This window comes from Rahnella sp. PD4 (genome assembly GCF_049199325.1).
In the GTDB taxonomy this organism is placed as follows: domain Bacteria; phylum Pseudomonadota; class Gammaproteobacteria; order Enterobacterales; family Enterobacteriaceae; genus Rahnella; species Rahnella perminowiae.
On sequence record NZ_JBLZQF010000002.1, the window covers coordinates 844,077 to 869,005 of the forward strand.

Here is a 24,929-nt window from a genome sequence, read left to right on the forward strand (position 1 = left end):
GCTTTCTAAAAATTCGATAAAGCTGCGTTAAGAGGTTCATATCATGGAAAAACTTCCTGCCATCACCATCACTTACTGCTCACAATGCAACTGGCTGCTGCGCGCCGCATGGATGGCGCAGGAATTGCTCAACTCGTTCAGTACCGATCTGGCATCGGTGACGCTGATCCCCGGCACGGGCGGCATTTACGAGATTAAAGTCGATGACGAAGTCATCTGGGAACGCAAACGCGACGGTGGTTTTCCGGACGCCGCACCGCTCAAACAGCGTGTACGCGATATCTGTTTCCCGGAACGTTCACTGGGACATGCAGATAAGAAGAAAGCCGGCGGGGACGGTGAGGCGTAATGCTGCGCTAAACGCCAAAAAGGCAGGATATTCATCCTGACTTCGGACATTGATGCGAGATCGGGCAGGCGGAGGGTCAAGTTTTTTGCCCCTTTGCCGATACCTGAAACTTAAGATTCCTTCCAGGGAAACGCCCATGCTTAAGACTATCCGTTCGCGCATTATCACGGCCTGCATCGCCATCGTGGCCTGCTCACTGATTATCAATACCTTCCTGAGTTATACCGTTGCAAACAAGTACAACAGTCAGGCGACAGACAGCACGCTGAACGCCCTGACCATCAGCCAGACACAAGGGATCCGCGACTGGGTAAGTTCGAAAACAAGGATGATCGTTTCACTGCAACAGGTCGCAATGTCCGAAGATCCGATCCCGGTGCTCAAACAAATCGCCGGTGCGGGTGGGTTTACCAACGTGTACGTCGGTTACGCAAACCGCACCGCGAAGTTTTCCGATCCGGCCGGTGTGCCCGCAGATTACGACCCGACCGGCCGCCCGTGGTACAGGCAGGCTGAAGCCGCCGGCCATCCGGTGGCCACACCGCCCTATATCGACGCAGGCACAGGTAAACTGGTGGTCACTTTCGCCGTACCTGTGATGGAAGCAGGCACTCTGAAAGCGGTTGTGGCAGGCGATGTATCGATGGACAGCGTCATTAACAACGTTAATACCCTTCATCCGACGCCGGGCAGTTTTGGCATGCTGGTGGATAAATCCGGCGTAATTATCGCCCATCCGGACGCCAGTCTGGCGCTGAAGCCGTTTACCGCACTGGCAGAAGGGGTGAATTTGCAGGATGTGTTTACCGCGAATGCGCCGGTGGATATTCGTCTGAATGGCGCGATCAAACGCGTCCGTGCAATGCCGGTGGCAGGCACGGAATGGTTCACGCTGGTGGCGCAGGATAAGAAGGAGTCCACAGCCGGAATGCGATCGCTGCTGACTTCATCGGTCGTTACCCTGCTGGTGATTGTGCTGATTTCAGCCACCGTCATTGGGCTGATAATCAGCAAATCGTTCCACCGCCTGTCGGTGGTGCGCGATACGCTCAATGCGATCAGTTCGGGCGAGGATGATCTGACGCAGCGCCTGCCGGTTGACGGACATGATGAAGTGACGCAAATCGCGCATGCCTTCAACACTTTCGTCGATAAACTCAGTAAGGTGATGTCGGAAATCCGCACCACCAGTGAATCCGTTAAAATCGCTGCCGATGAAATCGCCGCCGGGAATAACGATCTGTCCGGCCGTACGGAATCTGCCGCGGCCAGTCTGCAACAAACGGCTGCCTCACTTGAGCAGATCACGGCGACGGTTTCTCAGTCAGCCAGCTCAGCTAAGCAGGCATCCGATACTGCGAAAGCCGCTTCCGAAGCAGCCACACGCGGTGACGAAGTGGTGACCAAAGTGATAACAACGATGGAAAGCATCGAAAGCGCTTCGTCAAAAATCGGGGATATTACCGGTGTGATCGACGGTATTGCTTTCCAGACCAACATTCTGGCGCTGAACGCCGCCGTCGAGGCCGCTCGCGCAGGTGAACAGGGACGCGGTTTTGCGGTGGTCGCCAGCGAAGTCCGCAGCCTCGCACAGCGCAGCGCGCAGGCGGCGAAAGAGATCAAAGTGCTTATCGAATCGACAGTCAGCAGCGTGGCGTCCGGCTCAGCGCAGGTACGTCTCGCCAGCGACAGCATGAGCGAAATCGTCAGCAATGTGTCGAACGTCAGCAGTGTCATGCTGGAAATCACCCATGCGTCTGAAGAGCAGATGCTGAGTATTCACGAAATTAACCGTGCCATCACCCAGCTCGACGGCATGGTGCAGCAGAACGCGGCGATGGTTCAGGAATCCACCGGGGCGGCTGGCGCATTGCAGCAACAAGCCACCGGACTGGCCGTCGCAGTCGGACACTTCCGGGTGTAACTCACCCGACAGGCCGTTTGGTCCGTTAACAAAAAAACCAGACACGGTGAAGCGTCTGGTTTTTTCCGACAGTGCGCCACATTACGCTTTCAGTTCGCGTTCCACCAGTGACGTCAGTACACCAATGCCGAGCGGAATAATGTCATCATTAAAGTCATAGCGCGGGCTATGCAGCGAGTCCGAAGGCGTGGCGCCATCGGCCCCCAGCCAGAAATAGGCGCCGGGACACGCTTCCAGCAGATAAGCAAAATCCTCTGCAGCCATCGACGGCGCATTATTGAAATGCACTTTCTCAATGCCCGGCGTGTTTTTCGCCGCATCGCGCACAATTTCCGCCTGTGCCGCATGGTTCTGCGTAACCGGATAGCCTAATTCCCAGCGCACTTCCCCTTTCACGCCATACGGCAACGGCACCGCATTGACGTATTCTTCAATCAGCCGCCAGCAGGTTTCACGGGTATGACTACTCAGGCAGCGCAGCGTACCCGACATATGCAGCGTTTCAGGAATAACATTGATGGCTTCGCCCGCCTGAAGCTGGGTCAGGCTGATTACCGTTTGTTCCAGCGGTGACAAACGGCGCGAAATCAGGCTTTGCAATGATAAAATCAGCTGCGCACCGGCAACCACAGGATCAGCTCCCCGTTCCGGCATCGCCGCGTGACAACCTTTGCCGGTCAGCGTGATATAGAAATTGTCCTGCGACGCCATCATCGGCCCCTGACTGACCGCCACCTCACCAACCGGCAGCCCCGGCCAGTTATGCAACGCGTAAACTGCCTGCATCGGAAAACGCTCGAACAGCCCTTCTTTCACCATCATTTCACCGCCGCCGATGTTTTCCTCAGCAGGCTGAAAAATGAAATGGACAGTGCCACGAAAATGGCGATTCTCACTCAGATGTTTTGCCGTGCCCAGCAAAATGGAGGTATGGCCGTCGTGCCCGCAGGCATGCATCAGGCCCGGGTTTTGTGACCGGTGAGTAAAATCATTGAGTTCATGAATGGGTAATGCATCGATATCCGCACGCAGACCGATCGCGGGGCCTTCGCCATTTCGCAATGTGGCAACAATGCCAGTCACAGCAATGCCGGTGTGCACGTCAAGACCAAAAGACAATAACAGTTCGCTGATTATTTTTGCGGTGCCATGCTCATTCAGGCCAAGTTCAGGTCGCCTGTGAAAGTCGCGACGCCACTGCTTCGCCTGCTCGATAATCTGTCCGGAAATGACCGCCATAAACCCTCTGTGCTGTTCTGAATTCAACACGGTGAGAGATTCCCACCGGCACGATACTGTTCCAAAGTATCACATCCCGCCGTGAACCGATAAACGGGAAATCCACACATAATGGCTCACGGATAACGGGTGATTAAAAAAGGCTTTCCTCTTGCGGGGAAAGCCTGATTTTCAGCCTGCGGACAGCAGATTTACTGATGATCCCGGCGGTATAACTCCCATTCATCAATACCGCGGCCGTCAGGGAATACGCAGTCTGCACGAACGCCGTGAGGCGTTTGCACACTCACTGATCTCCCGCCTCTTTCATGACAATACACAGCGGCAGGATTCGCCATCCCGGTCTGGTGTCTTTCGGCTTTATGGTGATAACCCACGCAACCCGCCAGCGCTGAAACCATGACAATGAGGAAGAGTTTTTTCATTCTGAGCCTTCGTAATGAGAGTAAAACGACGGGCAATTCTATTCCCCGCCGCCTGGCGTTATCTACTCCCGTATTCTTAAAAAGCGCCTTCTTTTTGCTTCGTTTATCAGGCGTTAAACTTTAGGAAAGGACCACCGCATCGGCTCCGGCTGGAATTCGCATCGGCGCATCAGGATCGGTGACCGCTGCCCAAACCGCATCGGCGACATCCTGTGAATAAGTCACCGGCGTGCTGGTGTCCTGCAACGAAGAAAAGACCGTGTTCCTGAATTCCTCATAGGCTTCGGGAAGGGTATCGGCAATCAGATGTCGGGCATTAGCGCCAAAGCGGGTGCCCGGCGCACGCCCCGGCAGAACCAGCCGCACGCGGATGTTAAACAGCGCCAGCTCCAGTGCGAGGGATTCGGTGAAAGCATTCACCGCCGCTTTGCTGGCGGTGTAAACCGAGAGCAGCGGCAGCGATTTCAGCGTCACACTCGACGTCACATTTACAATCACCCCGGACCGGCGCGCCCTGAACTGCGGCAATACCGCCTGCGTCATGGCAATCGTGGCGAAGGTGTTGGTTTCGAAAATCTGACGCACGCTGCTGAATTTTTCCCCTTCCAGCGGACCAATCAGGCCGATACCGGCATTATTGACCAGTGCATCTATTGGCCCGGCGTCTTCAAAACAGCGACGGATACTTTCGGGGTCGGTGACGTCAAGCGGAAGAATGCGCAATGCGTCGGATCCCGGCAACAGATCGTTTTTGGGTGTACGCATCGTGGCGATCACCCGCCAGCCTTTGTCAAGAAAATGACGCGCAATGTCGAGGCCGAAACCTGAAGAACAACCGGTGATCAGAATGGTTGATGGTGATGACATGGAAAACTCCGTAACAGTGGACAAGATCTTTAAGATAGGCAACTCTTTCCGGGATCCCTATGTTCAGATATCCATCTTTTTGTCGAGATCGTCCAAATGGTAGATCCTTTAGCAGACGTTATTTCGTTACTTCAGCCTGGCGCTCCGTTCTCAAAACTGGTGGCTGCCTCCGCACCGTGGGCGGTTCAGCGCGCTGAAACAGGACGCCCTTTCTACTTCGCGGTGCTGGAGGGATCCTGTTACCTGACAATAGAAAACGATGATCATCGTGAAACGCTTCTGCTCAGCGAAGGCGATTTTGTGCTGATCCCGGAAGCAAAGCGTTTTTCAACCTCCAGCCTTGACCGCCAGCCGCCCGTTACCGGGGAAACAATCACCACACCCATCACACCTATGCCCGGTGGCGCACGTGTCGGTAACCCTGACAGCGTGGTGGATATGCGGATGCTGGTCGGAAATTGCGTTTTCGGTTCGCCGGATTCAGCGCTGCTGGTGTCGTTGCTGCCACAATGGCTGCACGTTCGCGGAGAAAAACGTTTATCGACGCTGGTGCAGATGTTCGGTGAGGAATATCGCGCGGATAAACCCGCGCGGGAAATGGTGATGACCCGCCTGCTGGAAGTATTGCTGATAGAAGCGTTCCGCTCAGCGGCTGTGACTGCGGCGTCACCGGGCCTGGTGCGCGGATTATCGGACCCGAAACTGGCCATCACGTTGCGTTGTATGCACGGTTCGCCCGCAGCGGGCTGGACAATCGCACAACTGGCACGGGCAGCGGCGATGTCGCGATCCGGCTGGTGCGAGCGCTTCAACCGCGCCGTCGGCATGCCGCCGATGGCGTATCTGATGGCCTTACGAATGGCGATCGCCAAACGGCTGCTGAGAGAAGGCGAACTGCCCCTTGCCGATATTGCCGAACGCACCGGTTACCGTTCGGTCAGCGCTTTCGGTGTGGCATTTACCCGCTACACAGGGATGCCGCCGGGACGTTTTGCCAAAAAAGCTTTCTTACTCACATAACCTGCAAAAATTTATAGCTATTATTATTCAGGTCGTGAATGGCTTCATCAATCAGGAAGGGGAATATGGAAAAGTACCAAAACCGGGGGGCAATTCGGGTATCATCGCTTTCACGACGACGGAAGATTCAATTACCGTAAAGTTCAAAGACGGCTGGCATTACATCTATAATACCATCCGCCCGGGGGTAACGGACGTTGACCACATGATCGCCATGGCAAAAGCCGGCAGCGGCCTGCATGGTTATATCAACCGGAAAATCCGCAATAACCACTTCCATAAATTCCGCTAATCGCAGACACGAAAAAGGCGGCAACCGCCGCCTCTTCTGCTTACTGCTTGTTACTGCTCAGCTTATTTATACATTTCTGCGGTACCGTAAAGCTGATTATTACCGGATGCACCGATAATACGGTATGAACTTGCGCCCGCCTGGGTGGCTTTAGCATTCAGTTCTGATTGCAGGCCTGACAGTGAACCGGTGGTTGACGCCCCGACGACACCCAGGGATTGCTGACCTGCGGGAGCTGACTGCACTTCAGTTGCTGCCAGGGTGGAGAAAGAAGCGGTTGCCAGTGTCAGAGCGGCGAGAGTCATTGCGATAGTTTTCATGATGTTAATTCCTGTTCTTCGAATTTTGATGGGATAGCCTGTTTCAGGTGTCCCGGTTTCAGGTCAACGTTATTTATTAATTAACGTTCGATAAGTAAATACTAAGCGCCTGCGAGAGGTTGCGCAAGCAATTTATTTAATGATCGTTAACTAAATGTGCGATCACAAGATGCAGGACGAAAAGAGGAACACACCGGAGAAACCGGACTTCAGGATTAATCCCAACGCCATCGCCGACTATGCTTAAAGCTTCGTGATAAAAAATTCCGGAAAAAAACCCGCGAGTACATCTCCCTTTTCCGATTTAATTTTTGTAATACCGGAGGTCTGGTATGAGCAACCATGACAACGATGGCAACGAAATACATCAGTCCCACCTGAAACTGAAAGTGAACGGTCAGATCCGCCAGCTGGTCGTTGATACACGTACCACCCTGCTGGATGCGCTGCGGGAGAATCTGCAACTGACCGGCACCAAAAAAGGCTGCGACCATGGTCAGTGCGGCGCCTGTACCGTTATTGTTGATGGCCGCCGCATCAATGCCTGTCTGACGCTGGCGGTTATGCATCAGGATGCCGATGTCACCACCATTGAAGGTCTCGGCACACCTGACAATCTGCACCCGATGCAGGCTGCGTTTATCAGACACGACGGCTACCAGTGCGGTTACTGCACGCCGGGGCAGATCTGCTCCTCAGTAGCGGTGTTGCAGGAAATCGAGGCAGGGATCCCGAGCCACGTCACGCCGGATCTGGTCTCACCGCCAGGGCGAACCGCAGAAGAGATCCGCGAACGCATGAGTGGCAATATCTGCCGCTGCGGTGCGTATTCCAACATTCTTGCCGCCATTGAAGACGTCGCCGGGGGGCAAAAACCATGAAAGCTTTTACCTATGAACGGGTGCAAACGCCCGCCGACGCCGCAGGCAGCGCACAACAACATCCGGGCGCAAAATTTATTGCAGGCGGCACCAACCTGCTGGATCTGATGAAACTGGAGATTGAGCAACCCTCTCACCTGATCGACGTCAACGGGCTGGCGCTGGATACCATTGAACCCGACGGTAACGGTGGCTTGCGGATCGGCGCGCTGGTGCGCAATACCGATCTGGCGGCAGATTTACGTATCCGCCGCGACTATGCCGTGCTGTCGCGGGCCCTGCTGGCCGGTGCCTCCGGCCAGTTACGCAACCAGGCCACGACGGCCGGTAACCTGCTTCAGCGCACCCGCTGTCCGTATTTTTACGACACCCATCAGCCGTGCAATAAACGCCAGCCCGGCAGTGGCTGCGCGGCCCTGAAAGGCTTCAGTCGTCAGCATGCAGTGGTCGGCGCAAGTACGGCCTGCATTGCCACCCATCCGAGCGACATGGCCGTTGCGATGCAGTTGCTCGATGCTGTGGTCGAAACCGTCAACCCTGACGGTGCGGTGCGCCGTATTCCGCTTGCCGGTTTCTACCGCGCACCGGGCGACACGCCGCATCTGGAAACCGTGCTGGCTGCGGGAGCACTGATCACCGCCGTCACCCTGCCGCCACCCGCCGGCGGCACCCATATTTACCGTAAAGTGCGTGACCGCGCCTCTTATGCCTTTGCGCTGGTGTCTGTCGCCGCCATCGTTCAGCCCGATGGCACGGGCCGTGTTGCGCTGGGCGGCGTCGCACATAAACCCTGGCGGCTGGCAGAAGCGGATGCCCAGGTGCCGCAAGGCGCGGGGGAAGTTTACGCGCGGTTATTCGCCGATGCGCAACCGACACCTGAGAATGCGTTCAAGCTGATACTGGCAAAGCGAACGCTCACCTCCGTGCTGACTGAAGCGAGGGCATAACAGATGAAATTCGATACGCCTGCAACAGACAATCCGATCGACCAGATGAAAGTGGTGGGCAAACCGCATGACCGTATCGACGGTCCGTTAAAAACCACCGGTACCGCGCCCTACGCCTATGAATGGCAGAATGACGTGCCGGGTGCCGCGTACGGTTATGTGGTCGGTTCCGCCATTGCCAAAGGCCGGATCACTGCCATGGATTTACATGATGCCGAAACCGCGCCCGGCGTGCTGGCGATTGTCACCGCTGACAACGCCGGTAAGCTGGGCAAAGGCGACATGAATGCTGCGACCCTGCTCGGCGGCCCGCAAATTGAACACTATCATCAGGCGATCGCCGTGGTGGTCGCGGAGACCTTCGAACAGGCGCGCGCTGCGGCATCACTGATAAAAGTGGATTACCTGCGCGGGAAAGGCGCGTACAGCCTTGCGGAGCAAAAGCCTGCTGTCACTACGCCACCGGAAGATACGCCGGATAAAACCGCTGGCGATTTTGGCCGTGCCTTCGCGGCCTCAGCGGTGCAGCATGATGCCCTGTACACCACGCCGGATCAGAGCCATATGGCGATGGAGCCGCATGCTTCGCTGGCCGTCTGGGAAGGGGATAAACTGATCCTGCGCACCTCGAACCAGATGATCGCCTGGTGTCGCAGCGAGCTTTCTAAAACGCTCAATATCCCTGAAGAGAACGTGCGGGTGATATCGCCGTACATCGGCGGTGGTTTCGGCGGCAAACTGTTCCTGCGCAGTGATGCCGTACTGGCTGCGCTGGCGGCCCGTGCCGCCAACCGGCCGGTCAAAGTCATGCTGCCGCGCCCCCTGATCCCCAACAACACCACGCACCGTCCGGCCACTATTCAGCACATCCGCATCGGCACGGATGAAAAAGGCCGCATCAGTGCCATCGCCCATGAAAGCTGGTCCGGTAACCTGCCCGGCGGCACACCTGAGACGGCGGTGCAGCAAAGTGAGCTGCTCTATGCGGGCAAAAACCGTCTGACCGGACTGCGGCTGGCTCAATTAGATCTGCCGGAAGGCAATGCCATGCGCGCACCCGGCGAAGCGCCCGGCCTGATGGCACTGGAAATCGCTATTGATGAGGTGGCGGAAAAAGCCGGAGTCGATCCGGTGGCGTTTCGCATCCTTAACGACACGCAGGTCGATCCGCTCAATACTGAACGCTTCTTTTCACGCCGCCAGTTGATCGAATGTCTGCGCACCGGCGCGGAGAAATTTGGCTGGCACCGCCGTAATGCCATTCCGGCGCAGGTTCGCGACGGACGCTGGCTGGTGGGTATCGGCGTCGCAGCGGGCTTTCGTAACAACCTGCTGGAGAAATCCGGCGCACGGGTGCATCTCGACGCCCGGGGCACCGTGACCGTCGAAACCGACATGACCGATATCGGCACCGGCAGTTACACCATCATCGCCCAGACTGCCGCCGAGATGCTGGGCGTACCGCTGGAAAAAGTGGGGGTACGGCTGGGGGATTCCGACTTCCCGGTCTCCGCCGGATCGGGCGGGCAATGGGGGGCCAATACCTCCACCGCCGGTGTGTATGCCGCCTGCATAAAATTGCGCCAGGCCATCGCTGAAAAACTCGGTTTTGATGCGGATAAAGCGGTGTTTACCGACGGACTGATTTGTCAGGACGCCCGCACCGCTCCGCTCGCACAGGCTGCTGCCAGCGGAACCCTCACCGTGGAAGACACCATAGAATTCGGCGGACTGGACAAGACATTCCAGCAATCCACTTTCGCCGCGCACTTTGCGGAAGTCGGCGTGGATATCGCAACGGGCGAAACCCGTGTCCGCCGGATGCTTGCCGTCTGCGCTGCGGGCCGGATACTTAACCCGAAAACAGCACGCAGCCAGGTGATCGGTGCCATGACCATGGGCATCGGCGCGGCGCTGACGGAAGAGCTGAATGTCGATACGAATCTGGGATATTTCGTGAATCACGATCTGGCAGCCTATGAAGTGCCGGTTCACGCCGATATTCCCGATCAGGAAGTGATTTTCCTGGAAGACACCGACCCGATTTCTTCACCCATGAAAGCCAAAGGCGTCGGCGAACTGGGCCTGTGTGGCGTCAGCGCCGCCATCGCCAATGCCATTTATAACGCAACGGGCGTCAGGGTGCGGGATTATCCGGTCACGCTGGACAAACTGATTGAGGGGCTGCCGGAACTGGGTTGACAAGAAGCAATTGCTGAAAATTCAAAAGCCCTAATATGATGGATTAGGGCTAGTTATCTTTAGTCTGAGATTATTCATGATTTGAGGACCTGGAGATCTTAATCTCCAAATCTCATTACCGCCTTCTCATAGAAAGCTACTGTTTACAATAAGGGCATCAGCATTCACTACTTATTAACTATCTGTTCTTTTGAAAACCAACTGATAATCATATCGACTGAAATCAATTCTGTGCTGAAATAATGGCTGTAAATCACTCCTCCACGCCTGTAACACATCAAATCCACCATCGTAAATCCTTCCATTAAAAGGCAGGGAAAATTTCTTTATAAGGCTGCCATCATTGCCCAGGTCGACAGATACTTCTTTACCAACTAACAATTCATCAGCTTTATCAAACCATTCAAGTTTCAGAGCTAATCCCATCTCAAGCCTCACAGATACCGTTTAATATTTCGACCTTTAACAGCGGGTTTCAGCTGTTGTCCTGTTTTGTGATCTACGGAACCAAGATGTTCACCATCACTCGCTCGATATTCCTCAAGTTCACCATGCTGTGAATCCCACTCATAAATTCGGCGCCCTTTGCTATCAACCCAGCGCTCTCTTAATCCACCACCACTTTGCTTTGGTGTTTTCTTTTTGGATTGTCTCAATCCTGAAAGACCTGAGATTTCTTCTGTTTCAGGAGCCGGATGGTAATCGTAATCTTTATTAGGTATACCCGACCGGCTCTGGCTAAGATAAATATAAACCGGCGGCATGCCGTACGGCAGATTGACCAGGATGTAATCATCAAATGAGGATTCATCCGGGATCGGCAGCGAGGTTGAGGTACTGCCCATTTCTTCCGCGCCGGGTAACGGTAATACGGTGATGGTCGAAGGTAAATACGGTTGATCACGGCTACCGGTATTACCGGGGACTTTGAACTCCAGCTCGTCGGGTGTCCAGATGATGGTGGGCTTTTCCGCGCCATCCGCCCAGAACTCATAGTTACCCGTGAATGTGTTCCGCTCCATCGGGCGCACGCGAACCTGATCCAGACCGCTGTCAGCGCCGGTGTGATAAGCCACGGGAATTAACCGCCCATATTTATCCTTCGTCCACTGAAAGCGGATCCGCGTCGGGGCGGACTTTCCGGCCAGTGCCGCAAGCTGGCTGTCGCTTAAAATATCCGCCTCACCAGCGTTCAGCTCGTTCGAATAAAAGGTTCCGATAACACCGACGGTTACCGGATTCACGAACAGGCTGCCGAGGCGGACTGACGTCACCCCGTACAGTGCACTCATGCCCGACGCGATTAGCTGAGTGCTGCCCCCCGTTGCCACGGGGAGTGCCAGCGGCATGCCAGACTGTGCGGGCGTATCAGCCTTCCCGCCAAACATCTTTTTGTACCACGGCGTTTTATCACCGGCTGACTTCTTACGCTTCGCCGCCTGCGCGTGCTGCTCAATTTCGGGCTTTATGCCTGCGACCGGCGTCGGTACGCCGTAAGACATCCGCCCGAAGTTATGATGCTGCTCCTCACAGGTTCGTGCTTCGGTATTTCCTGCGCCACATTCCGCGGATTTCGCAAACACCGGCATTGAGCGTCTGGCCTGTTCTGCCGCTTCTTTCTCAGCCTGAACCTGTAATACTGCGGCCCGCCCTGCCTCCCACTTTTCCTGTGCGAGTTCAGAAGGGGATTTACCTTTTCCCATCCACTGTCCGAGCGGTGCGATAACCCGGTTCGTCCCCGGCGGGCAACCACATAAAACATCCGAACCGTCCACAGCAGAAGCGAGGCCGTCAAAGGTGGAATGCGGTTCTCCGCTGGTGATTTTTCCGGTGAGGCCGCATTTCGGGCAGGCGGTCGTGACATCACCGATGCGGATCACACCTAGCCCGTGTTCCGTCGCATTGGGCAGAGAGGTCAGACACACCGCGCCCGTCGTGGTTTTATCACCGTGCAGCGCCTGCCCGCGACCATAACAATTTGAGCGATACCCCATCCGTTATGCTCCGATGCCCGGAACCGCCAGCCGGTAAATCGCAATCACAGGATGCTGGCGGGCAAACGCGGTCTGTTCCTCAACCACCGCCCGCGCGCTATCATCCATTTCAGCCAGTTGTTCAGTGGTGAAAGGAGAGGCGTTGATAACATCCAGTAATTCCTGATTCAGTTCATTAGTGAATTGCATTTCCATATTTATTTTTCGTCCGTTGAGGTGAGTTTCACCGGTATGATAAGCAGCTAAAATAAACACCCACAACGAACAATAAATATAAACCCATAAAGATTGAGCTAAATCATAAGAGATAAATTGCTTAGATTACCGGGTTCATTCATATAAACAGATAAGACAAAAAAGACCCATCATTACTAATAAGGGGTTATGGTAAATGTATATAAAATATTTATGGCACAAATACCCTTACAGGTTTCTTCATGTAAGGTTACGTTCAACATTAAAATGCAGTCAGCGCATAAAATAACACATGATAATTGATGGATATAAAATGAAAATTGTCGTAACTGTTCTGTCACTCGCTCTCATTTCTGGCACTACTTCGATTCTACACTCGATACGGATGACCTGAATCGGATCATTACGCTGTCATCTGAATCCTGCCCCGCTGAAAGCCAGGCATTATGCGGTAAACTTATCGCTGCTGCGCAAAATGCAGAGAAATAACATTCGTGATAAATCACAGGCAACAGAAATATGATCTGCCGCCTGAATTCGGATGACATAGAGATTCATCAGATTCTAAACAATGCTTTCCCGACAGAAGTCCGCCACTGTTTAATTTCGTTAACTATACTCTCTGGAGTTACTGTTTTATCGCCTTCAGGATAAAAAATTAAATCAGTACCTGAAGGATGCCCGGTAACCCGGCTGAAATTTTCCAGTAAACTGTCCTGATATGACTCGCTGCCATGCACATCGAAAATATCTTTCACCAGCGCAATAAATTCGGTTTCCGAGTATTCTTCAAACGTATCTTTGAGCTGCATATTTTTCTCTTATCTGGATTCAGTTGAAACCTGAGGGTCATTCGTTATCCAAAACGGCCCGAACCCGCGCTTTAAGTTCATCAGCATCAAATTCATCTTTCTCACGATCATTGTCAGGATTGAATTGATCTGCAAGACAAAAAATGGTCGAACATTTTTCGCTGTCCTGATAGGGATCTTTCAGCAAATCACCATTTTCACCCTCAGTTTTCCATAACATCTGATAGGGGTCGGCGAAATCTTCGGCTGAGATCTCGCCATTAATAAATGATCTGGCGAAGGTTAAAAGTTTCTGACTCATTTTTTTGGCTCCCTGAGCTTGAAAACACTAAACTGACTGCTTTCTATTTTCATGAAATACAATAATCAGCGCAGCAAGGTCGTCTTCTTCGGCATAGAGATAAGCCACAGGCACATCCAATACTTTCGCAATTCGCTTCACCGTTTCCAGATCCGGCTGATGTTTACCTTTTTCATATTGATTCATCCGTGCGCTCGACGATGCCTCATCAACACCCGCCAGAACGCCTAACTTGTATTGAGAAAGCCCAGCACGCAAACGCGCTTCCTTGAGTCTCTTGATCAACATGATGCCGGAGCCAACCTTTTACTAAGTTATTCTTAGTTTTCTATTGTGTTATTTTTAAGCGCCACACATGCTAAGGATAACTTAGTATTCACCATTAACAGGGAGTCTTATATGACAGGTTCAAAAGATTGGCACACTGCAGATATCATCCGGCAATCAGAAAGAAAGGGACAACAATGGCAGCTGTTTCGAGGGACGCGGGGTTGAGTTCATCCACCCTTTCCAATTCGCTGGCAAGACCGTGGCCGAAAGGTGAAATGATTATTGCAAAGACGATTGGGGTTGAAGCTAGAGAGATCTGGCCGAGTCGGTATTTTGATGGGAATACAGGAACAAAAATAGACAGAAAGCTGAGGTGCCATTCTACATGAACGTTTGATAATCAAGGAGTTTAAAGCTGAAATGGTGCCGACTACCGGAATCGAACTGGTGACCTACTGATTACAAGTCAGTTGCTCTACCTACTGAGCTAAGTCGGCATTTTGAAGTGTTACCGGGGAACTACGGGGTGCTAAATTAGTGAAATCTGACGCTGCCGTCAAGCCCCCTGCTGTGCGTTTGCTGCTTTTCTCATCACCCTGAATGAAATAGGGATTTAGCACCGGCTTCATGACGAAAAATCCACCGGTGCCGCGGGTTAAGGACGGACTAAATCGTCGCCGTAACCAATCCATTTGTAAGTCGTCAGGGCTTCTAATCCCATCGGGCCGCGGGCGTGCAGTTTTTGTGTGCTGACCGCCACTTCTGCGCCTAAACCGAACTGGCCGCCGTCGGTGAAACGGGTGCTGGCGTTGACGTAAACCGCAGAGGAATCCACTTCGCGCACGAACCTGTCCGCGCTGCTGATGGAACGGGTGAGGATCGCATCGGAATGTTCGGTGCCGTAGGTGCGGATATGCGCCACGGCGGCATCCAGATCATCCACCACCGTCACGTTCAGATCCAGTGACAACCATTCATCTGAATAATCTTCTTCGGTCACCGCCAGCACTTTCGCCGGGCCGTTTTGCAGATACGGCATCGCGGATTCGCTGGCGTGCAACGTAACGCCTGCGCGGTGCATGTTGTCGCTCAGTTCCGGCAGGAAACGGGCGGCAATCGCCTGATGCACCAGTACGGTTTCGAGGCTGTTACAGGCGCTCGGACGCTGCACTTTGGCGCTTTCCAGCACGGTCAGCGCTTTGTCGAAATCGACGCTTTCATCCACAAACGTATGACACACGCCGATTCCGCCGGTGATCACCGGAATGGTGGATTGTTCGCGGCACAGTTTGTGCAGCGCCGCGCCACCGCGCGGGATCAGCATGTCGACGTATTTATCCAGGCGCAGCAGTTCTGCGACCAGTGCGCGATCCGGGCTTTCAATCGCCTGAACCGCAGCTTTCGGCAATCCGCATTCTTCCAGCGCCATCTGAATGACGTTAACCGTCGCCTGATTGGTGTGGTGCGTTTCTTTACCGCCACGCAGGATCACGGCGTTGCCGGTTTTCAGGCACAGGCTGGCGACGTCGATGGTGACGTTCGGACGCGCTTCGTAAATCACGCCGATCACGCCGAGCGGCACGCGGCGGCGTTCAAGACGCAAACCGCTGTCCTGCTGTGAACCGTCAATCACCTGCCCGACCGGATCGCTCAGGCGGCATACATCGCGCACGTCGCTGGCAATCGCCGATAAACGCGCGGGCGTCAGCAGCAGGCGGTCTAATAACGCTTCGCTCATGCCGCTTTCGCGGGCAGCGGCCATGTCGAGTTCGTTGGCAAGAATAATGCTCTGGCTGTTGGCCTCGAGCATGTCGGCCATCAGCATCAGCGCACGGTTTTTCTGCGCGGTGCTGAGGGTGGAGAGCTGCCAGGACGCGGCTTTCGCGGCCTTTCCCATCTCGTTAAGCATCTGTAGCTCCTTAACTGACAATCATGTCGTCACGGTGAACGGCAACCGGGCCGTATTCGTAACCGAGAATTTCGCTGATCTGCTGAGAATGATGACCGGCAATCATGCGCATCGCATCGCTGTTATAGCGGCTGACGCCGTGCGCGAGGTCACGCCCGTTCAGGTTGCGGATGCGGATCACTTCGCCACGCGAGAAATCGCCTTTCACTTCGCGGATCCCCTTTGGCAGCAGCGAACTGCCGCGCTCCATCATGGCAGAAACCGCGCCGTCGTCGATGGTGATTTCACCGGCTGGCGGTGCGCCGAAGATCCAGCGCTTACGGTTTTCCAGCGGGGTTTCCATCGCGTGAAAACGTGTGCCGACCGAAATACCGTTAATGACATCGCCAATCACGCCCGGCAGGCTGCCCGCAGCAATAATGGTATCGACGCCCGCACGGCACGCGACATCCGCCGCCTGCAGTTTGGTGGCCATGCCGCCGGTGCCGAGACCGGAAACACTGTCACCCGCCACGCCGCGCAGTTCATCATCAATGGTCATGACTTCGCGGATAAGCTCTGCCTGCGGGTTGGTACGCGGATCCGCAGTAAACAGACCACGCTGATCGGTCAGAAGCAGCAATTTATCAGCACCCGCCAGAATAGCGGCCAGCGCGGAGAGATTATCGTTATCGCCGACTTTAATTTCAGCGGTGGCCACCGCATCGTTTTCGTTAATGACCGGCACGATATGGTTATCAAGCAGCGCGTGCATCGTGTCGCGGGCGTTCAGGAACCGCTCGCGGTCTTCCATATCGGCACGCGTCAGCAGCATCTGACCAATGTGGATGCCATAAATCGAGAACAATTGCTCCCACAGCTGGATCAAACGGCTTTGCCCGACGGCAGCCAGCAGTTGTTTGGAAGCAATGGTGGCGGGGAGTTCGGGGTAGCCAAGATGTTCGCGCCCGGCGGCAATCGCGCCCGACGTGACAATCACAATCCGGTGCCCTGCCGCATGTTGCTGCGCGCACTGGCGGACAAGCTCAACAATGTGAGCACGGTTGAGGCGGCGTGAGCCGCCAGTGAGCACGCTGGTGCCCAGTTTTACAACCAGTGTCTGACTACCACTCATAATCGTTCCATTAATGTGAAAAAGAAGGGCTTCTTTGTCTTTGTAACCAGTGAGAAGCGTTATGCCAACCGGCATAACGCTATAATAGCAGTATTCATCGTGGGAATGGGTAGTACAGAAAGTCAGGCGGAGAGCTTCACCGGATCTTCGCTGAAATCATCAGCGGGTTCCAGTCTGAGGGACATCTCTTCAATCATAGCATTCAGGTTTTTGTGGAACCCTTTTAATGTCGTCTCAAGTTTCTCGCGCACTTCAGCATCTTTAATGTTTTGCGCTTTCCAGATGCCGTCTTTATCAAACAATCCGAAGTGATAAACATAGGTAAAACGTTCTGCTTCGGCCTGTAATTCAATCCACCAGCCCCAGAATTCACGCTTCTCCGGCGCGGGCTTAACGTTCACGCAGACAGCTAAACAGTCAAAGAAAAAGCGGTCGTTTTCGCATTTCCCTTCTCTGATGTACGGTCCCAGTGTACCGAAACGTTTCATTAGCCTGCTTTTAGGATGACCGCTTGGTAACGTCATAGTACAACCTCCATAGAAAGACGATCCTTTTTAACAAACCGTTAGGAATTAGCAACTGTTAAGTTAACGCATATGGTTTTGCAGCCAGCTGCAAATCTCATGTAAAGCGCTGTCAAAATGTCCGTAAAGCGGCTCGCTGCGGATAGGCAACAGCTTGCCGTCAGCGGAAGAATCCGCAATCAGCTTAGCTTCGCTCTTAGGACTGAAAATATCGTTCTCCCAGTATGCAGCCAGCATGGGCGTCGGCGTTCTCCGCCCGAGCAGCCCCTGCGTTTTCAGAGAATAACGATTAAGTTCGGTTTTCAATGCCGAATCAGACGCACTCGACATGCCAATACGACTCGCCAGCACATCCATATACATGTCCGGCACTTGTTCCTGGCATTTCGGGTCGCTCAGCAGTGTATGCACCAGCGCCCCCAGAGTGGCGACTGCACGCACGCGGCGCGGTTCGAGATACGCCAGCCGCACGGCAACGTTGGCACCAAAACGGTAGCCGAGCAAACTGACGCGGCTGGCATCAACCCATGGCACATCCGAAAGCTGCATCAGCACCTGCTGATGCAGGAAGCTGGTGTCCTGGGTCAGTTTCCACTTCGACGAAAAACCGATCGACGGCATGTCAATGGTCAGCATGGCAATGCCCATCGGCGCAAGATACGAACGGAACAGGCGCTGATGGTCACTCTGCAAGGTATCGAGACCGCCACACACCATCACCGTCGGGAACGGCGCTTTGCCTGCGTCCGGCAGGTGCAGGAAACCGGTGATCGGCGTGCCGCCGGAGATCTTAAATTCCAGCTCTTTCAGTTCATAAGGCGAATGTTCCGAGGATTTTTCAAAGGCTTTATTGGCCAGCGCCTGCGCCTGTTCCGCCAGCGTATCGCCTTTCAGATGCGGATAACTGGCAATACTGTAAAGGTTGGCGGCTTTCAGCCAGTAGTCGCTCGCCACATCCGGGTCTTTTTCTTCGGCGGCTTTTTGCTGCCAGTGCATCGCCTGTTTTGACCATTCGTAGATCCAGTTGCCATTACGGTAACCAATTACAGTATCAAGCAGCAACGGATCACTGTGTTCCGCCTGGGAGACAGCAATGCGCGACAGCACTTCTTCCACTTCCAGCGGATCGACCCCGCGCCACATCCACATCAAACGGTTAATCGTACGGTACCAGCAATGGACCGTGTCGCCTTCCAGTGCAGAGTGCATCGGCGGGTGCGTATTATGGTGATGAACGCGGTGAACCAGCGTCGATGTTTCCGGGTATTTGAACGAAGGTTTAAACAGTTTTTCCGTAAGATTGGCTGGAGCCATGATGCAAGATCCTCCGTTAGCAAGCAGCAGGTCGCCCGCAGGCGATCATTTAGACGGGATTATAACCCGCCCACGTTGCGACAACTGAGGTATGAGGTCAAGCGGAAAGGATTTCAAGTCAACAAAAGCAAAACGCCCGGCAATGAGCCAGGCGTTTATCAACAGTAAGGGAAAATTACTTACCCACTAACGGAGGCACAAAGACAACCCCCATATCCCACGGCTGTTCGATCCAGGTGTTCTGCGGGATGTCGATCACGTAGTCATCGACCAGCGGAGCACCGGCTGGTTTTGCGAAGATGGTGATGAAATGCGCCTTCGGGTACATTTCGCGGATCGCTTTCGCGGTGCCGCCGGTATCCACCAGATCGTCGATCACGATGAAGCCTTCACCGTCGCCTTCTGCGCGTTTCAGCACCTGCATTTCGCGCTGATTATCATGGTCGTAGCTGGAGATACAGACGGTATCCACATGGCGAATGCACAGCTCGCGAGCCAGCAACGCTGCCGGAACCAGGCCACCGCGGCTGACGGCAATAATGCCTTTCCATTGTTCTGCCGGCAGCAGGCGTTTAGCCATGGTGCGGGCGTGGATTTGCAGCATGTCCCAGGTTACAACGTATTTTTCGCTCATAAAGGTGTCCCAGCCAGTGAATTAACGGCTTCTAAAAAAGTAGTGGGGGGAAAAAAGGTTGCGCGAGATTATAGTGAGTCCGGCTCACAAAAACCAGCGATTATCGGGTCCCTGCGCCCCAAAAATCCCGGAATTTCTCCCCGTGCCCGCGCACAGGTTAAGATTAAGTGATATTCTGTCAGGCCACTCGCCACACAGTCTGGCGGGGATTACTTAACCTTAAACCTACAGCATCTCAGTCAGTTCCCCTGCAAACGGAGCCTGAATGAGCTGACTGTTACAGGAGACTTATAGTGTCTGAACTGTCTCAGCTTTCGCCACAACCGTTGTGGGATATTTTTGCCAAAATTTGTTCTATTCCGCACCCTTCTTATCACGAAGAAGCGCTGGCAAAACACATCGTTGAATGGGCACAGGAAAAGGGTATCCACGCTGAGCGTGATGAAGTTGGCAATATTTTGCTGCGCAAACCGGCCACCCCGGGCATGGAAAACCGCAAAGCCGTTGCCCTGCAGGCTCACCTCGATATGGTGCCGCAGAAAAACAACGATACTGTTCATGATTTCACTAAAGATCCGATCCAGCCATTTATTGAAGACGGTTGGGTAAAAGCCCGCGGCACCACGCTGGGTTCTGACAACGGTATCGGTATGGCATCCGCGCTGGCGGTTCTGGCTGATGACAGCGTAGAACACGGCCCGCTGGAAGTGCTGCTGACCATGACCGAAGAAACCGGCATGGCGGGCGCATTCGGCCTGCAACCGAACTGGTTACAGTCTGAAATTCTGATCAACACCGATTCTGAAACCGAAGGCGAAATCTACATGGGGTGCGCCGGCGGGATTGATTTTACCGCCACACTGCCGCTGAGCCGTGAAGCGGTTCCGGCCGGTTTCAGCGTGCTGAAACTGACCCTGAAAGGCCTGAAAGGCGGCCACTCCGGCGCTGAAATTCACTTAGGTCTGGGCAACGCCAGCAAACTGCTGGCACGTTTCCTGGCAGACAACGCGGGGACCCTGGGTCTGCGCCTGCTGGACTTTACCGGCGGCACGCTGCGTAACGCCATCCCGCGTGAAGCCATTGCGACTCTGGCGGTTGCCGCCGATAAAGCGGACGCACTGAAAGCGGCAGCACAGGAATTCCTGGCGACGATTCAGTTTGAACTGTCAGCCGTTGAGAAGAAGATCGTTTTTGTCGCGGAAACGGCTGAAAGCAACGCCAGGGCACTGAGCCAGGACAGTCAGGATAAGTTCCTTGCGCTGCTGAACGCGACGCCTAACGGCGTGATCCGCATGAGTGATGATGTGAAAGGTGTGGTCGAAACATCGCTCAACGTCGGTGTTGTCACGATGAAAGATGACGAAGTGGCGATCAACAGCCTGATCCGTTCGCTTATCGACAGCGGTAAAGAATATGTGGTCAGCATGCTGAGCTCACTGAGTGAACTGGCTGGTGCAAAAAGTCTGGCAAAAGGCAGCTACCCTGGCTGGAAACCTGAGCCAAGCTCGCCGGTGATGACGCTGGTGCGTGAAACTTACCAGTCACTGTTCAGCAAAACCCCGAACATCATGGTGATCCACGCCGGTCTGGAATGCGGTCTGTTCAAAAAACCGTATCCGGACATGGACATGGTTTCCATCGGGCCAACTATCACCGGCCCGCATTCGCCGGATGAACAGGTTGAAATCGCCAGCGTCGGGCTGTACTGGCAACTGCTGACAGCCCTGCTGAAAGCAATTCCTGAAAAGAAATGATATTTTGGCTCCCTCCCCTGTGAACTGAACCCCGAATGTTGGACTTTTTAAACCTTCATTCGGAGTTCAGTTCATCACAGGGGGAGGAGCTCAAATCCAAAAGAAGCTGCCGCTCTATCTGCGGATCCTGCAACGTCACGTGTAATCCCACCAGCCTGACGCCCCGTCCGCCACGCCGTTTCTCCCATGCCTCCCGCGCCACTTTCAGTAAATCTTCTTTATTGAGCACCGGCCAGACGTGTTCCTGCGTGGTCTGCTGAAAATCATGGAATTTGAGTTTTACCCCCTGACGGGCGATGCGCAGATCCGGACTGACACGGCTCAGGCGTATGTGCAGTTCCGGATATAAACGTTCGATCAGTGCCACGCATTCTTCCCAGCTGTGAATATCTTCTGCCAGCGTGCGTTCCACACCGACCGATTTGCGCAACCGCTCGGGGGATATTTCACGTTCATCAATACCCTGGCAGCGCTCCCACAGTACCCGGCCAAACTTGCCAAATCGTTTGAGCAGTGTCGCCAGATCATAGCGCTGTACATCGCCGCAGGTGTTCAGCCCCAGCGCCTGCAAACGCTGGGCTGTGACTTTGCCGACGCCGGGGATTTTACCCAGCGGAAGATCCTGTAAAAACGCATCGACTTTATCCGGCGTGATCACAAACTGGCCGTTAGGCTTGTTCAGGTCCGAGGCGATTTTTGCCAGAAATTTTATCGGTGCAATGCCGGCAGAGGCCGTCAGCCTGATTTCATCGAAAATGGCCTGACGGATTTCTGCAGCAATAAGCGTCGCAGAGCCGTTGCATTGCGTTGCGTCGGAAACATCCAGATAAGCTTCGTCAAGTGACAGCGGTTCGATCAATGGGGTATAACGCGCAAAGATTTCACGGATGTGGTTTGAAGCTTCTTTATAAGCCTCCATTCGGCCGGGGATGACTTTCAGGTGCGGGCAAAGTTTCAGTGCCATACCGGTCGGCATCGCACTGTGCACGCCGAATTTGCGCGCAGGATAATTGGCGGTGCTGATGACGCCACGGCGGTCACGGCTGCCGCCAATGGCAATAGGAATGTCGCGCAGGGAAGGATCATCGCGCATCTCGACGGCCGCGAAAAAGCAGTCCATATCAACGTGAATGATTTTACGCATAGCCCTCCCCTGATAACTGTATAAGTATACAGTGGGATGGCGTAATTTCAAACACACAAAATCCGGGTTAATTTGGCTTAATGAATCACCAGAAATGGCATCGTAATAAATTTCCTATTTCGAAAGTCATTATTCATTATTTGGTGATTGCTAAAAATTTAATCAGTATTAATATGGCATCGTTTCAGACAGGCAGTACATAAGAAGAAAATCAGTGGCGGTCTTACAGGCAGTTCAGCTGTAGACAACATAATCAAAATTATTACCGAGCAGGACTTAGAATGATCAGAATCGCGCTGTTTCTTGCGATGCTCCTCAGTTTGCCTTTATTTACAGCAAATTACGCCGTGGCCAGCGATGCTGTCCCGGTCAACGCGACACTAAAAAAACAATTACTGGGCGCACCGGTTTATATTCAGATCTTCAAACAAGAACGTAAACTCGAATTGTATGCCCAGCTCGACGGCGAATTTCGCCTGATTGGCAGTTATGGCATCTGCGATTTTTCCGGCGGTTTGGGAAATAAACGTCGCGAAGGCGATTTTAAAAGTCCGGAAGGTTTCTACAACGTGGATATTCACCACCTGAAGCCTGACAGCCGCTTTTATCGCGCCATCAACATCGGTTTCCCGAATGCTTACGATATCTCGCAGGGTTATTCAGGTAAGTATCTGATGATTCACGGTAACTGTAAGTCTATCGGTTGCTATGCCATGACCGACGGCTATATGGACGAAATCTTTACGTACGTACAGGCGGCATTCCAGTTCGGGCAACGCAGTTTAAAGATTAGCATTTATCCGTTCAGGATGACCGATGCCAACATGAAGGCGCATAAAAACTCCAGCTACTACAGTTTCTGGAACCAGTTGCAGCCAGGATATGCGTACTTTGAAAAACACCATCAGCCACCGAATGTCGTGGTCACTGACGGTAAATATGAAGTGCTGCAACCGTTGTCCAACACCCCGCTGCCTTCACAGCTGGCGTTCGCCCCGATGAAATAATGCGAATTCACCTGGAGCAATTTTGTTCCAGGTTTCGTTCGCCGTCAGCGGTTGCGTGGCAATCACAGTGACGACATCATCCGGTGTCGTCTGCTGCTGAAAATCAATTTCCACATCCTGATCCAACAACGTTGCCTTGCCAAAAGGCGCACGCCGCGTGATCCAGTGTAAATTCGTCGAGCAATACGCCATCACAAAATTGCCATCCGACAGCAACATGTTAAACACCCCTTTCTGCCTTAGCTCATCAGCCAGAGACGCAATATAGCGAAACACCGGCGGCCAGCTTGCAGGGCGGCGCGGATAACGTTGAGTGAGTTTATGCAATAACCAGCAGAACGCGTATTCGCTGTCGGTCTGCCCCACCGGGCGCAGGGTACCGGTATCCAGCTGGCGATAGCCGCGAAGCTGACCGTTGTGTGCGTAAGTCCAGTTGCGTCCCCACAGCTCGCGGGTAAACGGATGGGTGTTTTCCAGTGCCACTTCGCCACGGTTTGCCTGGCGGATATGAGAAATCACCGCGCAGGATTTGATCGGGTATTCCTGAACAAGGCGGGCAATGGGCGAATTAAAGCTTGGCGTCGGATCTTTAAAAGTACGACAGCCATTGCCTTCATAAAAGGTGATGCCCCAGCCGTCTTTATGCGGGCCGGTTCCGCCACCGCGCTGCACTAATCCGCTGAAACTGAAACAAATATCAGTAGGAACGTTAGCGCTCATCCCGAGCAATTCGCACATCACCAGCCCCCTTTTTATTATTTTAATAATGCGCTGCACTATGGTGAAACAAAGCGGGATCTGGCGAAGAAGCGGAGTTTACACAGAGTAAATGAGCATTCTGAGCCAGATTTCAACGCCGTATTACAAACGTGCGGCGAATTATTTCGCCATTTCTTTTTCGATTAAGAGAATCAGGATATGGATCACTTTAATGTGAATTTCCTGCACGCGGTCAGCAAAACCAAAGTGCGGAACGCGGATTTCCACGTCGGCTGAACCGTCCATTTTCCCGCCGTCTTTACCGGTCAGGGTGATGACTTTCATGCCTTTGGCGCGCGCGGCTTCGATGGCTTTGATCACATTACCGGAATTACCGGAAGTGGAGATACCCAGAAGCACATCGCCCTTCTGACCCACGGCTTCCAGATAACGGGAAAAGATATATTCGTAACCGAAATCGTTACCGACGCATGAGATGTGGCTGACGTCGGAAATCGCAATGGCCGGATAACCCGGACGGTTTTCGCGATAGCGGCCTGTCAGTTCTTCTGCAAAATGCATGGCATCGCAGTGTGAACCCCCGTTACCGCAGGAAATCACTTTCCCACCCGCTTTGAATGAATCCGCCAGCAGCACTGCTGCACGTTGAATAGACTCAATATTTGACGGATCGCTGATGAATTTATTCAGCGTATCAGCAGCTTCGTTCAGTTCAGTACGGATAATATCCAGATACATAGCAGCCTCTTTTATGTCCATTTACAGCCGGTT

Annotated in this window: 27 protein-coding genes, 1 tRNA gene and 1 pseudogene; 10 read left to right on the plus strand and 19 right to left on the minus strand. The window is 53.7% G+C overall.

Annotated elements, in window-relative coordinates; translation table 11 throughout:
- The first annotated feature begins 43 nt into the window (after window positions 1–43).
- Window positions 44–349: a SelT/SelW/SelH family protein gene (locus tag ACOZIO_RS08465; protein ID WP_129955084.1), complete on the plus strand. Its 306-nt coding sequence runs from the start codon at window positions 44–46 to the stop codon at window positions 347–349.
- A gap of 136 nt (window positions 350–485) precedes the next feature.
- Window positions 486–2,273: a methyl-accepting chemotaxis protein gene (locus ACOZIO_RS08470; protein ID WP_217137882.1), complete on the plus strand. Its 1,788-nt coding sequence runs from the start codon at window positions 486–488 to the stop codon at window positions 2,271–2,273.
- Between the two features lie 81 nt (window positions 2,274–2,354).
- Here the strand turns inward: ACOZIO_RS08470 and ACOZIO_RS08475 are convergent, their stop codons facing one another.
- From ACOZIO_RS08475 to ACOZIO_RS08485, 3 genes are all read right to left on the minus strand, one after another.
- Window positions 2,355–3,512: a M20 aminoacylase family protein gene (locus ACOZIO_RS08475; protein WP_217220924.1), complete on the minus strand. Its 1,158-nt coding sequence runs from the start codon at window positions 3,510–3,512 to the stop codon at window positions 2,355–2,357.
- 191 nt (window positions 3,513–3,703) lie between these two features.
- Entirely contained in the window at window positions 3,704–3,937 is a 234-nt protein-coding gene (locus tag ACOZIO_RS08480) for a DUF333 domain-containing protein (protein ID WP_217220923.1), read from the minus strand.
- Window positions 3,938–4,057: 120 nt separating this feature from the next.
- The gene (locus ACOZIO_RS08485; protein ID WP_129955080.1) at window positions 4,058–4,804 is read right to left on the minus strand and encodes an SDR family oxidoreductase; all 747 of its coding nucleotides are present in this window, start codon (window positions 4,802–4,804) and stop codon (window positions 4,058–4,060) included.
- A 96-nt stretch (window positions 4,805–4,900) separates the two neighbouring features.
- Between ACOZIO_RS08485 and ACOZIO_RS08490 the strand changes: the two genes are divergently transcribed.
- Together ACOZIO_RS08490 and ACOZIO_RS08495 are read left to right on the plus strand one after the other, a co-directional pair.
- Window positions 4,901–5,824, plus strand: coding sequence for an AraC family transcriptional regulator (locus ACOZIO_RS08490; protein WP_421595179.1), 924 nt, complete (start codon window positions 4,901–4,903; stop codon window positions 5,822–5,824).
- On the plus strand, window positions 5,796–6,116 hold the full coding sequence (locus tag ACOZIO_RS08495; RefSeq protein WP_421595180.1) for a hypothetical protein: 321 nt from the start codon (window positions 5,796–5,798) through the stop codon (window positions 6,114–6,116). The genes ACOZIO_RS08490 and ACOZIO_RS08495 overlap by 29 nt, the downstream gene beginning before the upstream one ends.
- 62 nt (window positions 6,117–6,178) lie before the next feature.
- On the opposite strand, the gene bhsA is transcribed toward ACOZIO_RS08495, so the two are convergent.
- Window positions 6,179–6,436 (minus strand): multiple stress resistance protein BhsA, encoded by a 258-nt coding sequence (gene bhsA, locus ACOZIO_RS08500; RefSeq protein WP_129955077.1) that lies wholly within the window; start codon window positions 6,434–6,436, stop codon window positions 6,179–6,181.
- Window positions 6,437–6,768: 332 nt separating this feature from the next.
- Here bhsA and paoA point away from each other — a divergent pair, with 332 nt between their 5' ends.
- The 3 genes from paoA to paoC are packed head-to-tail and all read left to right on the plus strand — an operon-like array spanning window position 6,769 to window position 10,466.
- Window positions 6,769–7,317, plus strand: coding sequence for an aldehyde dehydrogenase iron-sulfur subunit PaoA (paoA, locus tag ACOZIO_RS08505; RefSeq protein WP_129955076.1), 549 nt, complete (start codon window positions 6,769–6,771; stop codon window positions 7,315–7,317).
- Window positions 7,314–8,264, plus strand: coding sequence for an FAD binding domain-containing protein (locus ACOZIO_RS08510; RefSeq protein ID WP_421595181.1), 951 nt, complete (start codon window positions 7,314–7,316; stop codon window positions 8,262–8,264). Before paoA ends, ACOZIO_RS08510 begins: the two co-directional genes overlap by 4 nt.
- 3 nt (window positions 8,265–8,267) lie before the next feature.
- Entirely contained in the window at window positions 8,268–10,466 is a 2,199-nt protein-coding gene (gene paoC / locus ACOZIO_RS08515; RefSeq protein ID WP_421595182.1) for an aldehyde oxidoreductase molybdenum-binding subunit PaoC, read from the plus strand.
- Between the two features lie 174 nt (window positions 10,467–10,640).
- Here the strand turns inward: paoC and ACOZIO_RS08520 are convergent, their stop codons facing one another.
- From ACOZIO_RS08520 to ACOZIO_RS08545, 6 genes are all read right to left on the minus strand, one after another.
- Complete coding sequence (locus tag ACOZIO_RS08520; protein WP_113877978.1) at window positions 10,641–10,892, minus strand: colicin E3-like toxin immunity protein; 252 nt, start codon at window positions 10,890–10,892, stop codon at window positions 10,641–10,643.
- An 8-nt stretch (window positions 10,893–10,900) separates the two neighbouring features.
- Window positions 10,901–12,460, minus strand: a complete 1,560-nt coding sequence (locus ACOZIO_RS08525; protein WP_421595183.1) for a colicin E3/pyocin S6 family cytotoxin — start codon at window positions 12,458–12,460, stop codon at window positions 10,901–10,903.
- A 3-nt stretch (window positions 12,461–12,463) separates the two neighbouring features.
- Window positions 12,464–12,655, minus strand: coding sequence for a hypothetical protein (locus ACOZIO_RS08530; protein WP_238486002.1), 192 nt, complete (start codon window positions 12,653–12,655; stop codon window positions 12,464–12,466).
- Between the two features lie 557 nt (window positions 12,656–13,212).
- The gene (locus tag ACOZIO_RS08535) at window positions 13,213–13,467 is read right to left on the minus strand and encodes a bacteriocin immunity protein (protein WP_217158235.1); all 255 of its coding nucleotides are present in this window, start codon (window positions 13,465–13,467) and stop codon (window positions 13,213–13,215) included.
- Between the two features lie 37 nt (window positions 13,468–13,504).
- On the minus strand, window positions 13,505–13,768 hold the full coding sequence (locus tag ACOZIO_RS08540) for a colicin immunity domain-containing protein (RefSeq protein ID WP_129955071.1): 264 nt from the start codon (window positions 13,766–13,768) through the stop codon (window positions 13,505–13,507).
- A 27-nt stretch (window positions 13,769–13,795) separates the two neighbouring features.
- Window positions 13,796–14,056, minus strand: a complete 261-nt coding sequence (locus ACOZIO_RS08545) for a helix-turn-helix domain-containing protein (RefSeq protein ID WP_129955070.1) — start codon at window positions 14,054–14,056, stop codon at window positions 13,796–13,798.
- A gap of 111 nt (window positions 14,057–14,167) precedes the next feature.
- Here ACOZIO_RS08545 and ACOZIO_RS08550 point away from each other — a divergent pair.
- Window positions 14,168–14,427 (plus strand): annotated as a pseudogene (locus ACOZIO_RS08550) (helix-turn-helix domain-containing protein).
- A gap of 32 nt (window positions 14,428–14,459) precedes the next feature.
- Here the strand turns inward: ACOZIO_RS08550 and ACOZIO_RS08555 are convergent.
- The 6 genes from ACOZIO_RS08555 to gpt all read right to left on the minus strand — a co-directional run bounded on the left by ACOZIO_RS08555 (window position 14,460) and on the right by gpt (window position 19,533).
- Window positions 14,460–14,535, minus strand: a tRNA-Thr gene (locus tag ACOZIO_RS08555).
- Between the two features lie 158 nt (window positions 14,536–14,693).
- Window positions 14,694–15,947 (minus strand): glutamate-5-semialdehyde dehydrogenase, encoded by a 1,254-nt coding sequence (proA, locus tag ACOZIO_RS08560; RefSeq protein ID WP_235173769.1) that lies wholly within the window; start codon window positions 15,945–15,947, stop codon window positions 14,694–14,696.
- Window positions 15,948–15,957: 10 nt separating this feature from the next.
- Entirely contained in the window at window positions 15,958–17,061 is a 1,104-nt protein-coding gene (gene proB, locus ACOZIO_RS08565) for a glutamate 5-kinase (protein WP_129992269.1), read from the minus strand.
- Window positions 17,062–17,183: 122 nt separating this feature from the next.
- On the minus strand, window positions 17,184–17,585 hold the full coding sequence (crl, locus tag ACOZIO_RS08570) for a sigma factor-binding protein Crl (RefSeq protein ID WP_421595184.1): 402 nt from the start codon (window positions 17,583–17,585) through the stop codon (window positions 17,184–17,186).
- Window positions 17,586–17,648: 63 nt separating this feature from the next.
- Window positions 17,649–18,899 (minus strand): esterase FrsA, encoded by a 1,251-nt coding sequence (frsA, locus tag ACOZIO_RS08575; RefSeq protein WP_129992268.1) that lies wholly within the window; start codon window positions 18,897–18,899, stop codon window positions 17,649–17,651.
- A gap of 175 nt (window positions 18,900–19,074) precedes the next feature.
- A complete protein-coding gene (gpt, locus tag ACOZIO_RS08580) occupies window positions 19,075–19,533 on the minus strand; it encodes a xanthine phosphoribosyltransferase (protein ID WP_013574288.1) in 459 nt (152 codons plus the stop codon).
- 293 nt (window positions 19,534–19,826) lie between these two features.
- Between gpt and pepD the strand changes: the two genes are divergently transcribed.
- Window positions 19,827–21,287 (plus strand): beta-Ala-His dipeptidase, encoded by a 1,461-nt coding sequence (gene pepD, locus ACOZIO_RS08585; RefSeq protein ID WP_129992267.1) that lies wholly within the window; start codon window positions 19,827–19,829, stop codon window positions 21,285–21,287.
- A gap of 55 nt (window positions 21,288–21,342) precedes the next feature.
- Here the strand turns inward: pepD and dinB are convergent, their stop codons facing one another.
- A complete protein-coding gene (gene dinB / locus ACOZIO_RS08590; protein WP_217137895.1) occupies window positions 21,343–22,431 on the minus strand; it encodes a DNA polymerase IV in 1,089 nt (362 codons plus the stop codon).
- Window positions 22,432–22,712: 281 nt separating this feature from the next.
- Here dinB and dpaA point away from each other — a divergent pair, with 281 nt between their 5' ends.
- On the plus strand, window positions 22,713–23,438 hold the full coding sequence (gene dpaA / locus ACOZIO_RS08595) for a peptidoglycan meso-diaminopimelic acid protein amidase (protein ID WP_129955061.1): 726 nt from the start codon (window positions 22,713–22,715) through the stop codon (window positions 23,436–23,438).
- Here dpaA and ACOZIO_RS08600 read toward each other — a convergent pair.
- Together ACOZIO_RS08600 and lpcA are read right to left on the minus strand one after the other, a co-directional pair.
- Window positions 23,409–24,176, minus strand: coding sequence for a class II glutamine amidotransferase (locus tag ACOZIO_RS08600; protein WP_015696178.1), 768 nt, complete (start codon window positions 24,174–24,176; stop codon window positions 23,409–23,411). The genes dpaA and ACOZIO_RS08600 overlap by 30 nt on opposite strands.
- A gap of 141 nt (window positions 24,177–24,317) precedes the next feature.
- Window positions 24,318–24,896: a D-sedoheptulose 7-phosphate isomerase gene (lpcA, locus tag ACOZIO_RS08605; protein WP_129955060.1), complete on the minus strand. Its 579-nt coding sequence runs from the start codon at window positions 24,894–24,896 to the stop codon at window positions 24,318–24,320.
- Window positions 24,897–24,929 lie beyond the last annotated feature (33 nt).

What these genes read in the sequence shown, in the direction of transcription:
- ACOZIO_RS08465 (WP_129955084.1), top strand. Translation starts at nt 44, where the DNA reads ATGGAAAAACTTCCTGCCATCACCATCACTTACTGCTCACAATGCAAC.
- ACOZIO_RS08470 (WP_217137882.1), top strand. Translation starts at nt 486, where the DNA reads ATGCTTAAGACTATCCGTTCGCGCATTATCACGGCCTGCATCGCCATC.
- ACOZIO_RS08475 (WP_217220924.1), bottom strand. Translation starts at nt 3,512, where the DNA reads ATGGCGGTCATTTCCGGACAGATTATCGAGCAGGCGAAGCAGTGGCGT.
- ACOZIO_RS08480 (WP_217220923.1), bottom strand. Translation starts at nt 3,937, where the DNA reads ATGAAAAAACTCTTCCTCATTGTCATGGTTTCAGCGCTGGCGGGTTGC.
- ACOZIO_RS08485 (WP_129955080.1), bottom strand. Translation starts at nt 4,804, where the DNA reads ATGTCATCACCATCAACCATTCTGATCACCGGTTGTTCTTCAGGTTTC.
- ACOZIO_RS08490 (WP_421595179.1), top strand. Translation starts at nt 4,901, where the DNA reads ATGGTAGATCCTTTAGCAGACGTTATTTCGTTACTTCAGCCTGGCGCT.
- bhsA (WP_129955077.1), bottom strand. Translation starts at nt 6,436, where the DNA reads ATGAAAACTATCGCAATGACTCTCGCCGCTCTGACACTGGCAACCGCT.
- paoA (WP_129955076.1), top strand. Translation starts at nt 6,769, where the DNA reads ATGAGCAACCATGACAACGATGGCAACGAAATACATCAGTCCCACCTG.
- ACOZIO_RS08510 (WP_421595181.1), top strand. Translation starts at nt 7,314, where the DNA reads ATGAAAGCTTTTACCTATGAACGGGTGCAAACGCCCGCCGACGCCGCA.
- paoC (WP_421595182.1), top strand. Translation starts at nt 8,268, where the DNA reads ATGAAATTCGATACGCCTGCAACAGACAATCCGATCGACCAGATGAAA.
- ACOZIO_RS08520 (WP_113877978.1), bottom strand. Translation starts at nt 10,892, where the DNA reads ATGGGATTAGCTCTGAAACTTGAATGGTTTGATAAAGCTGATGAATTG.
- ACOZIO_RS08525 (WP_421595183.1), bottom strand. Translation starts at nt 12,460, where the DNA reads ATGGGGTATCGCTCAAATTGTTATGGTCGCGGGCAGGCGCTGCACGGT.
- ACOZIO_RS08530 (WP_238486002.1), bottom strand. Translation starts at nt 12,655, where the DNA reads ATGGAAATGCAATTCACTAATGAACTGAATCAGGAATTACTGGATGTT.
- ACOZIO_RS08535 (WP_217158235.1), bottom strand. Translation starts at nt 13,467, where the DNA reads ATGCAGCTCAAAGATACGTTTGAAGAATACTCGGAAACCGAATTTATT.
- ACOZIO_RS08540 (WP_129955071.1), bottom strand. Translation starts at nt 13,768, where the DNA reads ATGAGTCAGAAACTTTTAACCTTCGCCAGATCATTTATTAATGGCGAG.
- ACOZIO_RS08545 (WP_129955070.1), bottom strand. Translation starts at nt 14,056, where the DNA reads ATGTTGATCAAGAGACTCAAGGAAGCGCGTTTGCGTGCTGGGCTTTCT.
- proA (WP_235173769.1), bottom strand. Translation starts at nt 15,947, where the DNA reads ATGCTTAACGAGATGGGAAAGGCCGCGAAAGCCGCGTCCTGGCAGCTC.
- proB (WP_129992269.1), bottom strand. Translation starts at nt 17,061, where the DNA reads ATGAGTGGTAGTCAGACACTGGTTGTAAAACTGGGCACCAGCGTGCTC.
- crl (WP_421595184.1), bottom strand. Translation starts at nt 17,585, where the DNA reads ATGACGTTACCAAGCGGTCATCCTAAAAGCAGGCTAATGAAACGTTTC.
- frsA (WP_129992268.1), bottom strand. Translation starts at nt 18,899, where the DNA reads ATGGCTCCAGCCAATCTTACGGAAAAACTGTTTAAACCTTCGTTCAAA.
- gpt (WP_013574288.1), bottom strand. Translation starts at nt 19,533, where the DNA reads ATGAGCGAAAAATACGTTGTAACCTGGGACATGCTGCAAATCCACGCC.
- dinB (WP_217137895.1), bottom strand. Translation starts at nt 22,431, where the DNA reads ATGCGTAAAATCATTCACGTTGATATGGACTGCTTTTTCGCGGCCGTC.
- dpaA (WP_129955061.1), top strand. Translation starts at nt 22,713, where the DNA reads ATGATCAGAATCGCGCTGTTTCTTGCGATGCTCCTCAGTTTGCCTTTA.
- ACOZIO_RS08600 (WP_015696178.1), bottom strand. Translation starts at nt 24,176, where the DNA reads ATGTGCGAATTGCTCGGGATGAGCGCTAACGTTCCTACTGATATTTGT.
- lpcA (WP_129955060.1), bottom strand. Translation starts at nt 24,896, where the DNA reads ATGTATCTGGATATTATCCGTACTGAACTGAACGAAGCTGCTGATACG.